This is a genomic window from Spartinivicinus poritis (assembly GCF_028858535.1).
Taxonomy (GTDB): Bacteria; Pseudomonadota; Gammaproteobacteria; order Pseudomonadales; family Zooshikellaceae; genus Spartinivicinus; species Spartinivicinus poritis.
In genome coordinates, this window is sequence record NZ_JAPMOU010000038.1 from 1 (window position 1) to 12,813 (window position 12,813).

Genomic DNA, 12,813 nt, shown 5'->3' on the forward strand with positions numbered 1-12,813 from the left:
AAGGATAAATAACGGTATTCCTAGCCTGTTCACTTATAAAACAGATTGGTTGTTTTATCACCTTGAATGGGCTGGCCATTGGGACTTAAACTAAGCTCAGTCAGTTGTATTCCTGCCGCATAGCAGGCACAACCGGCAATGCCTCCAACAGGTATGGCAATAAGCTTATGGGATTTGAACCAGGCCAGGCTATGATTGAGGGTGGTAGCAAAAATTACCCACAAGCAGGCTAGCCATAATGGAACTAATGCTGTTTGAGTACCTGGTTTGATAATAACCCCTAGCTGTATCCAAAAACTGTCGATACTTGCTCCAACTAATAAAACTGTTGCTAAAAGCTCGCGCTCTTGTTGCCAATTACCAATCCAATAAAAATGAATGGCTAGTATAGTGGCCAGACAAACCACTGCAATGTAATTGCCTCCTAATATACAACTGAACCAGCCCAGTTGAAATAATAGAGCGTTGATAATAAGTGCATGGGTTTTATTTTTCATCTATATAAAACCGTTTTTAGATATTGTGCTTTAGCTTCTTTACTAAATAGCCAAGCACAGGAATATGTTCATAAAGCATGCTACCTAGATCAAAATAATCTTGATGGTAAAAAGCTTTGCCATTTTCTAAAAATTTAACCAGGCTAATGCCATTTAATTGAATGGGTTGGTTGCCGTTCAGCTTTAAATGGCTGTAAGTCAGTTGCCAGGGGATAGTAGCAACACCTTGTGGATTTATATAGGTCTCCTCTTCAAACTTAAATGTACAGGAGGTTAAGTTCTGATATAAGGCTTCAAAATAGTTTTGTAGAGAGGCTACATTGGTAAACTTATTGACCGGGTCAATAAACACAACATTATCGGTATACATAATGCTGAGTTGATTTAAATTGTGCGAATTCAGTGAAAGGTAGCGAGCTTTAAAGGTGGTTAATATTTCTTCATAATTTACTGCAGGCATGACTTGACCTCCTTGAGTTGCTTGAAGGCGGTTAGCACCTGTTCCCTTGCCAAGCTATGGTCTACTATTGGCTCGGGATAAGTCTGGTGGAGCTGGTTTTGCTGTAAATACGCTTGGGGTTGATGAATATACTTTGCAGGGATTGGCTGTAGTTCAGGAACAAACGCTTTAATAAACTGGCCTTGTGGGTCAAATCGCTTTGATTGGCTGGTGGGGTTAAATATTCGAAAATAGGGGGCAGCATCAGTGCCAGTTGATGCTGACCATTGCCAGCCACCATTATTGGCCGCTAAATCACCGTCTATCAAATGTTGCATAAAAAACTTTTCGCCTAGCCGCCAATCTAGCATCAAATCCTTGGTTAAAAACATGGCGACGATCATTCTCAATCGATTATGCATCCAACCAGTTGCTACCAGTTGTCGCATGGCTGCATCGACGATTGGAAATCCAGTTTTGCCTTGCTGCCAAGCTTTTAGCAGATCACTGTCATGAGACCAGGGAATAAGTTGAGTTTCCGCTAAAAAAGGCTGGTGTTTAGATACTTGAGGGAATCCGACTAGAATATGTTTATAAAATTCTCGCCAGATAAGCTCATTTATCCAACAAGTAATTCCAGGATTGCCTGAAGCGAATTCCCCTTGATTGGCGCTCCGTGCTGCATGTAAGCATTGTCGAATGGAAATCATCCCGGCAGTTAAATAGGGTGAAAGCTGGCTAGTCGCTGGTTGAGCGGGAAAGTCACGGTTTTCCTGGTAATCTACCACTTTATGGTTGATAAACTGCTGTAACCGTTGTTGGGCTGTCGCTTCTCCTATAGGCCAATGATCAAACAATTTGGTAATGGCTTTATTGCAAAAATCTATGTCAAGATTGTCTTGAACTAATTTTATATTAAGGCTTTTTTGTTTGACTGGGGTCGGAAGGGGCAACCGATTAATCCCTGCTAATTTTTCATAAAGCTTTCGTTTAAATTGAGAAAAGACTTTATAAAAATTACCCGACTGATTTTTTATAGTGCCAGGAGTAAATAACAGCTGGTCGGTAAAGCTTTGGCAAGTTAATTGCGCCTGATGAAAAGACTGATGAACTTGCCGGTCTCGATTGATTTCATTAACCCCGTATTCTTCATTAAAAAACAAACCACGGCATTGATACTGTTTGGCGGTGCTTATCAGAAAATCTGCAGCTTCATTAAAGTGATTAAGCTTTTTGATCAATAATGGAATATTAAGTTTATTCAGCGCTTGTTGTAAATTACTGATCTGAGCAAGCTGAAACTTGACTTTGTTTGGTGAGTCATCATGTTGTTGCCATTGTTCAGGAAATAGTAAATAAACAGCAATGATTTGGCCTGTGCTACAAGCCTCATATAAAGCGGTATTATCGCTGACGCGTAAGTCGCTACGAAACCACATTAAATAGGTGCTAGAACTCATCTAACTCAAAATCCATTAAACTGGTTTTACCGGAATGAATATCAGTACAAAGAAATTCAACTTCCGGTAAAACTTTACTAAAAAAGAAATGGGCGGATTTAATTTTGGCTTGATAAAAGTCTTTCTGAAAGGTGTCTTGCCGTAATGACTGCTTAGCCAGTGCTGCCATTTTGAGCCATAGGGCGCCTAAGCAGACCAAGGCAACCAGCCTTAAATAAGGGGTAGCCACAGCTGCGGCTTGTTCTGGGTCTTTACTGCCATTGATGGCTAACCACTGAGTTGTTTCTTTTAGCTGGTTGATTGTTTGTTGTTGTTGAGCAAAGTGAGGGCTATCAGTATAGGGCTCAATTAATTGATTTATTTTGGTTAATAATACAGCAAACAAACGTCCCTGGTAGAGCGGCAGTTTTCTACCTACTAAATCTAATGCTTGAATACCATTAGTGCCTTCATAAATACGGGTTATTCTTACATCGCGGACTAGCTGTTCAATCCCCCAGTCTTTGGTATAACCGGCTCCCCCTAACGTTTGTAAAGCAAGGTTGCAGCAGAGGCTGCCTTCATCTGTTAAAAAAGCTTTTACCACGGGTGTCATTAGCTGGATAAAATCGTTTGCTTGTTGACGCTCTGCTTTATCTGGATGATATTCACTGATATCAATTTCTACGCCTACCCAATAGGCTAAGGCTCGGTTACCTTCATTCATCACCTTTTGTCTTAACAGCATCCGTCGTACATCAGGGTGGACAATAATTGGGTCGGCAGGTAATTCAGGAAACTTGGCGCCGGTGATTGCTCGGCTTTGCAGGCGTTCTTTGGCAAAGGTGAGTGCGGTTTGGTAAGCGGTTTCAGCAAGCCCTAACCCTTGCAAACCCACCATCAGTCGTGCGTTATTCATCATGGTAAACATGCAACGCAAGCCGCCATGTGGTGGGCCGACTAACCAGCCAATAGCATCTTCAAAATTCATTACACAGGTGGCGGAGCCATTAAGTCCCATTTTATGCTCCACCCCACCACAAGAAACCCCATTACGGCTGCCGTCGGGTAATTGTTTGGGTACCAGAAATAAGGAAATACCTTTTGTGCTGGCAGGGGCATTGGGCAGTTTAGCAAGCACCAGATGGATAATATTATCGGTTAAATCATGTTCTCCAGAGGTGATCCAGATTTTAGTGCCGGTAATACGAAACTGGTCGCTATCATTAGAGGGAGTCGCTTTGGTTTTGATTAACCCTAAGTCAGTGCCACATTGTGGCTCAGTCAAACACATGGTGCCAGACCATTTACCTTCGGCCATTGGGGGTAAATAATGTTGTTTTAACGTTTCGCTGGCATGGGCACTGATACAGTTAATGGCTCCACCAGTTAAGCCAGGGTAAGCACTAAAGGCTAAATTAGTCGCGCAGGAAAGCTCCTCCATCACAAAACCAACTAGGTGGGGCAGCGCTTGGCCACCATAGGCTTCATCAAGGGTTACGCCATTCCAGCCCGCAGTGACATAGCGCTGGTAAGCCTGCTTAAAGCTGGGTGGTGTTTCAACACTTTTATCGCCGGGGTTATACAAACAGCCAACCTGGTCTCCTTCGGCATAGCATAGGAAAAGCTCTTGTTCACAAAGTTTGGCTCCCTCACTGATCATAGCCATGACAAGATCTGGGGTTACTTCTGCAAAACGAGGGAGTTGGTCTAGTTTGGCGTTATTCAATAACTCACTAAAGATAAACTCAATGTCTTGGAGAGGTGCTTGGTAATGCAAAGTCATAGGTAATATCCTTAACTTATACATGTTTGTTTTATTGTATAAGATATTTATTGTTTTGTATAATTTTTTGATGAACATGATCAATCAAGCTTGATCATCTAAGTATTTGGCATGCCATACTAAGGATCATCCAAGTTATTTCTCAAGCGCTTCAGGGCCCAGACAACAGGCCATACATTACTAAGGGCAACTTAGCAGAAACAATGAAAATTTTAATGACAGGTGGAACAGGGTTTATTGGTCAAGCACTGGTTAAACGATGGCTGAAAAGTGACTATAAACTCACTGTATTAACTCGAAAGCCTGAACAGTGGACAAGTCATTGGAATAACCAAGCGGCTTGTATCAGTCAATTTGACCAGTTGGGACAAGCCGCTGAATTTGATGTTGTCATTAATTTGGCAGGCGAACCTATCGTTGATAAACGCTGGACTGATGATAGAAAACAACGGCTGAGATCCAGTAGAATCGGTTTGACAGAGCAGTTGATTAATTTTTTAAAGCAGTTGGCCACTCCACCAAAAGCATTACTCAATGCATCCGCCATCGGCTTTTATGGGTATCACCCAGCCGATAAATCGATTGATGAGAATTGCCCGGCTGCTGATGATTTTGCTGCAACACTTTGTAACGACTGGGAACAAACAGCAAAAACAGCTGAGCCGCTAGGTATGCGCGTATGTTTGATGCGTTTTGGAGTAGTGCTTGGGCAGGGCGGTGGTGCATTACAAAAAATGTTGCTGCCATTTCGGCTTGGCTTAGGGGGGCGAATTAGTACTGGCGAACAAATGATGTCTTGGGTTTGTCTGGAAGATTTGCTCAATGCCATTGATTTTCTTATAAATCAGGAAGAGTTATCTGGCGCATTTAATATTACCAGCCCAAGCCCAGTGTCAAATGCGCAGTTTAGTAAAACGCTGGCTGCTCAGCTAAGCCGTCCTGCAATATTTCCAGTCCCGGCTTTTGTGTTAAAACTAATGTTAGGTGAAGCAGCAGATTTATTAATTAAAGGGCAGCGAGTGTTGCCTAACCGGTTACTGAAGGGCGGGTTTGCATTTCAGTTTGCTGAGTTACCAGCTGCCTTGGCTGCTATTTTGCCAAAGTGAAGTCATATTGGAGTTGTTATTAAGACTCCCCGTATTGGATATATGCTCACTTTTAGTGACGATTTTTTCTTTTATGATTGGATGAATGAGAAGAGGCCGAGCGGGGTTTGTTTTGTTCTGCGGTTTGACGGTCATTTTGCAATGATTTAACAATAGTGGTTAAATGAGAAAGCTCTGTAGAAAGCTGGTTTAATAGGGTACGAAGGTCTGGCTCTTGATTGGCCGCATCTTCAGAGTGCTTGTGCTTACTCGACAAAGAGTCTGGTACAGATTGTGCCGACTTTTCCTGGTTTGTTTTATCATGTTGCTCGTGAAGGCGCTGTTCTAACTTTTCTCCTTCCTCAACTAAATGATCAAACAAACGATGACTTTCTTGACCAGCTTTTTCCAACTGAACAAATGCACCTAAACCTGCCAGCCAAATCTTATGGGCTGCATTTTTGAGTGGGCCTAATGGGAGGCCATTATCTTTGACAAGTTCCATACAACAGACCAATTGATTAAGAATATATTAAAGTTAAGTGGCAAACGTCACTCATTTAAGTACTATTATTTTAGTCTAGTATTAGTTGGGCTACTGAATAAAAAGCTAGGAATCTTTCAGTGACTTCATTAAACTGACACTTAAAACTGTCATAACCGAAGGGAAATAGATTCAGTTGATTAGTCATGCAGTTAAATTGAGCTTTAAAGGCTGTACTTTTAAGGTTAGTGACGAGTTAACTCATAGATCTGGCTTTATTAATTATTTAGCAATTACTGACTGCTAAGAATTAATTGTCCAGTACAAGCTGCTCGGTATAAAAGGTTATTCATGGAAACAGTTGCTGCTAAGGATATTTCGCAACGAATTAAAGAAATCGGCTTAGCCATTGAACAATTGGAAGAAGAAGATGTAGCAGCCGCACGCCGATGCCGTAAACAGCTGGCAAAGATTATTGGCAGAGATGTGGATGGCACTGCTGATGCCTATATTGATTTTGAAAATATGGCAGGGCCCAATCCCATTATTGGTATTCATACCAAAGATATTACCGATACGTTAATGGTTATGGGTAAACAGGTTGTTAAAAACCCACAACTAGCCTTATATCAAAGTTGGCAATTATTAGGTGATGCTGTACAGGTGTTGCTAGGTAATTCTGACTTAAAGCCAACTAAGCAAGACAAACGTTTTAATGACCCCACCTGGTTTGATAACCCATTTTATAAACGGTATATGCAGCTTTATTTTGCCTGGTGTAATCGACTGTTTGAATGGACTGAGCAAGTTGGATTTGAAGATGCGGAGCAACGTCGCTCTCGATTTATTTTATCATTGATAACAGAGGCGTTGGCACCGACTAATTCGTTATTAAACCCTGCCGCTATTAAACGACTTTTTGAAACAGCTGGAGAGAGTGTGCAACAGGGGCTAGTCAATTTGTTGGACGACTGGTTGCATAATGGTGGGATGCCTGCACAGGTAAACAAACGGGCTTTTAGTGTAGGAGAAAATCTTGCGACTACACCCGGTTCAGTGGTATTTCGTAATGAAGTACTGGAACTAATTCAATATAAGCCTATTACCCCGCAAGTTTATAGCAGACCTTTATTTATTATTCCTCCTCAAATTAACAAATTTTATATTTTTGACTTAACGCCAGATAAAAGCTTTATTCATTATGCGTTGAGTTTAGGTATTCAGGTTTTTGTGTGTAGCTGGCGTAATCCAAATATCGAGCATCGTGACTGGGGATTGGAAACTTATATTATTGCTTTGGAAGATGCCATTGATGCTACCTGCGAAATTACCAGTGCTAACAATGTTAATGTGCTAGGTGCTTGCTCTGGCGGTATTACTGCTGCCACGCTGGTGGGGTATTTACAGGCAGCGGCAAAAACCAAGGTAAATGTATTAACCTTGATGGTTAGTGTGCTGGATATGAATATTGACTCAGATGTCGCTTTATTTGCTACGGAGCGTTCACTGGCACAGGCTAAAAGTTACTCTCATCGAAAAGGGGTTTTAGAAGGGCGAGATTTAGCGAAGGTGTTTGCCTGGATGCGCCCCAATGATTTGGTTTGGAACTACTGGGTCAATAATTACTTATTAGGTTATCCTCCACCAGCCTATGATGTACTTTATTGGAATAATGATACAACCAGGCTTCCTGCAGAACTGCATGGACAGTTTCTTGATATGTATGAAGAAAATCCATTTCATCATCCTGGGCTGTTAAAAATTTGTAATGAGCCGATTGATTTAAGCCAGGTGGAGTGTGATTTATATGCAGTGGCTGGGCTGAATGATCATATTACTGCGTGGGAAGCCTGCTATCGATCAACGTTACTTTTTGAAGGGCATTGTGACTTCATATTAAGTAATAGTGGTCATGTGCAGTGTATTTTAAATCCACCAGGCAACCCCAAATCATTTTATTATACTAACAACAGCCATCCCCAACGGGCTGAAGAGTGGCGTAAAACAGCTTCTAAAAACCGTGGTAGTTGGTGGGACCATTGGGCAGGTTGGATCAAAGCAAGAGCGGGTGAGCAGTTAGAAGCACCCAAAAAAATCGGTAGTAGTTTATACCCTCCAACGGATATTGCTCCCGGCACTTATGTTCATGAATGAAATAAGATGCATGAGTAACCAGGCTTCATGAGTATACAGTTAATGAGTAAAGCAGCTGAAAAAAAATGGGCCAGATATCCTGACTTTGATATTCAATACCAGGAAGTTGCTGGACAACAATTGCGGGTGGCCATTCGCCCTGGCAGCCTTCAAAATAAACCCCCTTTGCTTCTATTAAATGGTATTGGTGGCAGTGTAGAGTTTTTACAGCCTTTAGCTGATGAGTTAACCGGTGTAGAGATTATTGCCTTTGATGTGCCTGGGTCTGGAGGGTCTCCATCTCCACTGGTGCCTTATCGGTTTTCTGGTTTATCAGAGTTAACCGTAAAGCTTCTTAACAAACTTAATTATGGACAAGTCAATGTCATGGGGTACTCATGGGGGGGAGCATTGGCGCAACAGTTTGTTCATGATTTTAGTCGACGTTGTCGTAAACTGGTTTTAGCAGCCACCACGATGGGGGTAGTCGCTGTGCCAGGCCATGTTTCTGAGTTATTGAGAATGGCTTGGCAGCCTAAAAAATATTTTCGCCAGGCAATCAGAGGAGCCTTAATTAATAACTACAGCCGCCATGAGAGTTTGCCTGAAAAGCCTCCTTCACAGGGCCTTCGGGGCTTTTCGTACCAGCTACTGACAGGCTATGGTTGGACCAGTTTTTTATGGTTAAGTAAAGTGAGAAATGACACTTTGTTATTAGCAGGTGACAACGATATGATAGTGCCTGCCATCAATATGAAACTGATGGCAAGGCTAATGGCTAACGCTGACTTAAAATTATTGGCGGGTGACCATTTTTTTCCAATAATTCAGCCAAAGCAGACGGCGGAATTAGTACTTAATTTTTGTGACTATAACTAGCTCTACAGGTTAGTGTATGGGGAAGTCTGCTGATACTGTATATGTCGTACTAATGAAACTGTTTGCTGGTTGTTATTTGGGCACTTAATAGTTGTTTGGTTGTCTGCCAATCAAATCGCTGGTTAGTTGCTTCCGCTGAAGCCTGCTGTTCCTCCAGCTGTTGATAAACAGAGATTTCTTCTTCTGGCATAAAGTGTAAACATTCTCCACCAAGTAGCCATAATAGGTCTCTGGGAATTATCGGTGTCAGCTGTGGCCAGTAACTAATCAGCTGACAAACAGTATCTTGTCCTTGTTGATAGGCGGCCTCATCACCTTGTTTGAAACGCTCAGCCAGTTCTTGGCAGCGGTTTATCCAATTAATCAATGTTTCTTGGTTGACTTCGGAACTGGCTTGTTTAATCCCATTAGCAAGTTGATTAAATAGGGCTTCTAATGATGGTGTTGTTGACATAGGCTTGGATTTCTAATGATGAACCTCAATTAAAAGGGAAAGGGTAGCCGATTTAGAGTTTGTTATCACTATTAAAATTTATCATTTATCAGAACCTCTTACCTATCCTGTTGGTTGGTCAGCTGCTAATAAGTAGTTGATTACGCCTTACTCTGATGTTGATTTTTCTAGGCTCAGTATTCGTGTCTAAGAAAGTATCTACATCAAGTCTAGTCAGACTTACTTATGGGTTACATTGCATGAAGTCATTAGCACTTGAAATAAGCAACTTACATAAAACCTATGACAACGGCCATGAGGCTTTAAAAGGTATTAGTTTAGCGGTTGAGCAAGGTGACTTCTTTGCCTTGTTAGGGCCGAATGGAGCAGGCAAATCCACTACTATCGGTATAATTTCCTCATTGATCAATAAAACGGCAGGTGATGTTTCAATCTTTGGTTACAACTTAGCTCAGCAACGTTTTCTGGCAAAAAAGCAATTAGGCGTTGTACCACAAGAGTTTAACTTTAATCAGTTTGAAAAAACCAAGGATATTTTGGTGACTCAAGGTGGCTACTATGGCATGCGGCCACAACAGGCCAAAGCCCAGGCTGATCACTATTTAAAGCAGCTAGGTATTTGGGATAAACGTGATGTGCCAGCAAGAATGCTATCGGGAGGAATGAAGCGGCGGTTAATGATTGCACGAGCGTTAATCCACGAGCCTAATCTGTTGATTCTGGATGAGCCTACGGCGGGGGTGGATATAGAGTTGCGCCGCTCCATGTGGGAGTTTTTAACGGATATCAATAAGAATAAGGGGATTACTATTATTTTAACCACTCATTACTTAGAAGAGGCAGAACAACTTTGTCGAAATATTGCCATTATTGACAAAGGGAGTCTGGTTGAAAATACCAGTATGAAATCACTATTGAGACAACTTCATTTAGAAACCTTTATTCTGGACACTCGCCAAGCGATTAATGAACCACCAGTGGTTAATGGTTACCTTATGAAATTAGTCGATGATCATACACTGGAAGTGCAGGTTGAAAAAAGCCAGGGGCTTAATCCGTTATTTTCCCAGTTATCTCAGCAGCAAATTGATGTGACCAGTATGCGAAATAAAGCCAACCGGTTAGAAGAATTGTTTGTGTCTCTGGTAGAAGCTGGCAACAACAGCAGTAAATAAGGAATAATGCGTTATGTATTGGCAGCATATTTGGATTGCATTTCAAACTATTTATTATAAAGAGGTACGTCGTTTCCTCCGAATTTGGCCGCAAACTTTATTACCACCAGCGATTACGATGGTGCTGTATTTTGTTATTTTTGGCAGCATTATTGGCTCCCGAGTAGGGGAGATGGGTGGTTTTTCCTATATGGAATATGTTGTGCCAGGTTTAGTGATGATGTCGGTTATTACTAATGCATACAGCAATGTATCTTCATCGTTTTTTAGTAATAAATTTCAAAAAAGTGTTGAGGAAATGTTGGTAGCACCGATTCCAAACTGGGTCATACTAGCTGGCTTTGTTGCAGGGGGTGTGACCAGAAGCTTGTTAGTAGGCTTAGTTGTTACCCTGTTATCACTAGGCTTTGCCGATTTGCATATAGTGAATATTGGAGTGACGGTGATCGCTGTGCTATTAACTGCCATTGTTTTTTCACTCGGCGGCTTTATTAATGCAATTTACGCTGATAAGTTTGATGATATTTCGATTATCCCTACATTTGTGTTAACTCCACTAACTTATTTAGGTGGTGTATTTTATTCGGTGGAGGTGTTGCCTGAACTCTGGCGTCATTTATCTCATGCTAATCCCATACTTTATATGGTAAATACTTTTCGCTATGGCCTATTGGGGTATGCGGATGGCATTAATATCCTGTTTTCCATTGGTATGTTGGTTTTCTTTAGTATACTGCTGACTTTGTATAGCTTAAGACTGCTGAACAAAGGCAAGGGACTGTTACATTAAAGAGAATCCAGCCTGAAGACTGCTGTAGTGTAGAGGGTATCCAGGCTGGCTTGGTACTAAATAATGACTTTATCTCGTAGCTTCTTGGCTGCATCCTGTAAGGCGGCAATAATTTTTTCTTTGTCATAACGCTGAACATTAGCTGTATCCAGATACATTGAGAAACCTTCAAGCTCATGTTCAATAAAGCTTTGGGTAGCTCCTAGATCACGACGAAAATCTACAACCTGATAAATAGCAATAGGCCGGGAAAATCCTTTAACACTAATATTGCCTTTATCTCGGCACATGATGATATCTTTGATTAACGAATAGGTTTCGTAAGAAATTAATATCTCATTAGGCTCAGCGCTGCTTTCTAAACGGCTGGCAAGGTTAACCTCTTTACCAATGATGGTGTAGTCCATTCTAGACTCGGCACCAAAGTTGCCCACTGTACAATAGCCGGTATTAACCCCCATTCTGATTTCCAGTGGTTTGCTAATGCCTTGGCTACGCCACTGCTGACGTAACACTTTCATATGCTTACGCATGGCAATGGCCATTGATACCGCTGACATGGCATCTTTTTTGGCTCCCTGACTGGTTGGGTCGCCAAAAAATACCATGATGCTATCACCCACAAATTTATCAATAGTGCCACCATATTTGAGGGCAATGTTGGACATTTCGGTCAGGTAGTTATTGAGCAAGTCGGTGAGTGCCTCAGCTTCCATTTCTTCCGTCAATTCGGTAAAGCCTTTTATGTCGGAAAAAAATACGGAAAGCTTTTTACGTTGCGTTTCTAGTCTGACCTTATGTCTGCCAGCAAAGATCATCTCATATACTTGAGGTGATACGTATTTACATAAGTTATTGGCCAGTTGTAGTGACTTTTCTTTTTGCAGTTGTATTTCTTTTTTGCTTGTTTTGAGTTGTTCTCCGGTATGATGAAATTGGTAAGCAATATATAAAATATAAACACCACTACTGATACCTGCTGCGACAGCCATGAGTGTTGGTGTTGGCCCTGCCAGTTGGCCCCCGCCTAGTATATAACCCGCCATGGCACTGGCAATGAGAAATAAGTTAGTTGTCGACAATGTCTGCCTACCACTAAATGCAATGGTGCTAAACTCCAGCATTAAAATAAACAAGATGGTGGGGACTGCTGAAAACCCCACAAGCCCAATGACTATGCCAGTATTAATCGTATCTAAATAATGAAGGGTGCGCCGGCTGGCTTTGTTTGCGTATTGGAAAAAGCGCTGGCAAACCAAATATGTAATGTGAGGGTAAAGTAAAGCATAAGGAATTACCCAGAGAATGCTATGAGCTAAGTGCCCGGTGTAGGAGCCAGATGCGATGGTTACAGCACCTGCAAGATAAGCCAGGATGCGAACATTGTAGTCCCTGATCAAGGGGTTATTAGTTACTGCACTCATCTACGTTAATGGCCTGTTCTTCAATATCGACAACAAGCAATGGGTGTGGCTGTTATCAATTATGCTTTTAATTCAAGAGGTTAGGAGTTAATCTTAACCTTTGCCACTACCTTTCTGCAATATACTCTGTGAAATAGGTGATAGTATTTTTTAGTTTTTGCTCAATATTTTATTTTGTGTTGACCCTTCTCGGCTGCATAGCAACATAAGGGGTAACCCTAATTACCC

General features: G+C 41.6%; 12 protein-coding genes. 5 read left to right on the forward strand and 7 right to left on the reverse strand.

Features of this window, described 5'->3' with window-relative positions:
- Positions 1–29: 29 nt before the first annotated feature.
- Genes ORQ98_RS21590 through ORQ98_RS21605 form a run of 4 tightly spaced genes read right to left on the reverse strand, consistent with a single transcriptional unit; the run spans position 30 to position 4,161 of the window.
- A complete protein-coding gene (locus ORQ98_RS21590) occupies positions 30–497 on the reverse strand; it encodes a DUF2878 domain-containing protein (RefSeq protein ID WP_274690902.1) in 468 nt (155 codons plus the stop codon).
- Between the two features lie 16 nt (positions 498–513).
- Complete coding sequence (locus tag ORQ98_RS21595; protein WP_274690903.1) at positions 514–957, reverse strand: nuclear transport factor 2 family protein; 444 nt, start codon at positions 955–957, stop codon at positions 514–516.
- On the reverse strand, positions 945–2,396 hold the full coding sequence (gene phrB / locus ORQ98_RS21600; RefSeq protein ID WP_274690904.1) for a deoxyribodipyrimidine photo-lyase: 1,452 nt from the start codon (positions 2,394–2,396) through the stop codon (positions 945–947). Before phrB ends, ORQ98_RS21595 begins: the two co-directional genes overlap by 13 nt.
- Positions 2,386–4,161: an acyl-CoA dehydrogenase C-terminal domain-containing protein gene (locus tag ORQ98_RS21605; RefSeq protein WP_274690905.1), complete on the reverse strand. Its 1,776-nt coding sequence runs from the start codon at positions 4,159–4,161 to the stop codon at positions 2,386–2,388. The genes phrB and ORQ98_RS21605 overlap by 11 nt, the downstream gene beginning before the upstream one ends.
- Positions 4,162–4,364: 203 nt before the next feature.
- Here ORQ98_RS21605 and ORQ98_RS21610 point away from each other — a divergent pair, with 203 nt between their 5' ends.
- Entirely contained in the window at positions 4,365–5,267 is a 903-nt protein-coding gene (locus tag ORQ98_RS21610) for a TIGR01777 family oxidoreductase (protein ID WP_274690906.1), read from the forward strand.
- Positions 5,268–5,319: 52 nt separating this feature from the next.
- On the opposite strand, the gene ORQ98_RS21615 is transcribed toward ORQ98_RS21610, so the two are convergent.
- The gene (locus ORQ98_RS21615) at positions 5,320–5,751 is read right to left on the reverse strand and encodes a phasin family protein (protein ID WP_274690907.1); all 432 of its coding nucleotides are present in this window, start codon (positions 5,749–5,751) and stop codon (positions 5,320–5,322) included.
- 330 nt (positions 5,752–6,081) lie between these two features.
- On the opposite strand from ORQ98_RS21615, the gene ORQ98_RS21620 reads away from it, so the two are divergent.
- Both ORQ98_RS21620 and ORQ98_RS21625 read left to right on the forward strand, forming a co-directional pair.
- Positions 6,082–7,884 (forward strand): alpha/beta fold hydrolase, encoded by a 1,803-nt coding sequence (locus ORQ98_RS21620; RefSeq protein WP_274690908.1) that lies wholly within the window; start codon positions 6,082–6,084, stop codon positions 7,882–7,884.
- A gap of 27 nt (positions 7,885–7,911) precedes the next feature.
- Complete coding sequence (locus tag ORQ98_RS21625; protein ID WP_274690909.1) at positions 7,912–8,742, forward strand: alpha/beta fold hydrolase; 831 nt, start codon at positions 7,912–7,914, stop codon at positions 8,740–8,742.
- 49 nt (positions 8,743–8,791) lie between these two features.
- Here ORQ98_RS21625 and ORQ98_RS21630 read toward each other — a convergent pair whose 3' ends face one another.
- Positions 8,792–9,196, reverse strand: a complete 405-nt coding sequence (locus ORQ98_RS21630; protein WP_274690910.1) for a PA2817 family protein — start codon at positions 9,194–9,196, stop codon at positions 8,792–8,794.
- Between the two features lie 239 nt (positions 9,197–9,435).
- Here ORQ98_RS21630 and ORQ98_RS21635 point away from each other — a divergent pair, with 239 nt between their 5' ends.
- Positions 9,436–10,371: an ABC transporter ATP-binding protein gene (locus ORQ98_RS21635; protein ID WP_274690911.1), complete on the forward strand. Its 936-nt coding sequence runs from the start codon at positions 9,436–9,438 to the stop codon at positions 10,369–10,371.
- 13 nt (positions 10,372–10,384) lie between these two features.
- A complete protein-coding gene (locus ORQ98_RS21640) occupies positions 10,385–11,161 on the forward strand; it encodes an ABC transporter permease (RefSeq protein WP_274690912.1) in 777 nt (258 codons plus the stop codon).
- Between the two features lie 56 nt (positions 11,162–11,217).
- Here the strand turns inward: ORQ98_RS21640 and ORQ98_RS21645 are convergent, their stop codons facing one another.
- The gene (locus ORQ98_RS21645) at positions 11,218–12,585 is read right to left on the reverse strand and encodes an adenylate/guanylate cyclase domain-containing protein (RefSeq protein ID WP_274690913.1); all 1,368 of its coding nucleotides are present in this window, start codon (positions 12,583–12,585) and stop codon (positions 11,218–11,220) included.
- Positions 12,586–12,813: the final 228 nt, after the last annotated feature.

What these genes read in the sequence shown, in the direction of transcription:
- ORQ98_RS21590 (WP_274690902.1), bottom strand. Translation starts at nt 497, where the DNA reads ATGAAAAATAAAACCCATGCACTTATTATCAACGCTCTATTATTTCAA.
- ORQ98_RS21595 (WP_274690903.1), bottom strand. Translation starts at nt 957, where the DNA reads ATGCCTGCAGTAAATTATGAAGAAATATTAACCACCTTTAAAGCTCGC.
- phrB (WP_274690904.1), bottom strand. Translation starts at nt 2,396, where the DNA reads ATGAGTTCTAGCACCTATTTAATGTGGTTTCGTAGCGACTTACGCGTC.
- ORQ98_RS21605 (WP_274690905.1), bottom strand. Translation starts at nt 4,161, where the DNA reads ATGACTTTGCATTACCAAGCACCTCTCCAAGACATTGAGTTTATCTTT.
- ORQ98_RS21610 (WP_274690906.1), top strand. Translation starts at nt 4,365, where the DNA reads ATGAAAATTTTAATGACAGGTGGAACAGGGTTTATTGGTCAAGCACTG.
- ORQ98_RS21615 (WP_274690907.1), bottom strand. Translation starts at nt 5,751, where the DNA reads ATGGAACTTGTCAAAGATAATGGCCTCCCATTAGGCCCACTCAAAAAT.
- ORQ98_RS21620 (WP_274690908.1), top strand. Translation starts at nt 6,082, where the DNA reads ATGGAAACAGTTGCTGCTAAGGATATTTCGCAACGAATTAAAGAAATC.
- ORQ98_RS21625 (WP_274690909.1), top strand. Translation starts at nt 7,912, where the DNA reads ATGAGTATACAGTTAATGAGTAAAGCAGCTGAAAAAAAATGGGCCAGA.
- ORQ98_RS21630 (WP_274690910.1), bottom strand. Translation starts at nt 9,196, where the DNA reads ATGTCAACAACACCATCATTAGAAGCCCTATTTAATCAACTTGCTAAT.
- ORQ98_RS21635 (WP_274690911.1), top strand. Translation starts at nt 9,436, where the DNA reads ATGAAGTCATTAGCACTTGAAATAAGCAACTTACATAAAACCTATGAC.
- ORQ98_RS21640 (WP_274690912.1), top strand. Translation starts at nt 10,385, where the DNA reads ATGTATTGGCAGCATATTTGGATTGCATTTCAAACTATTTATTATAAA.
- ORQ98_RS21645 (WP_274690913.1), bottom strand. Translation starts at nt 12,585, where the DNA reads ATGAGTGCAGTAACTAATAACCCCTTGATCAGGGACTACAATGTTCGC.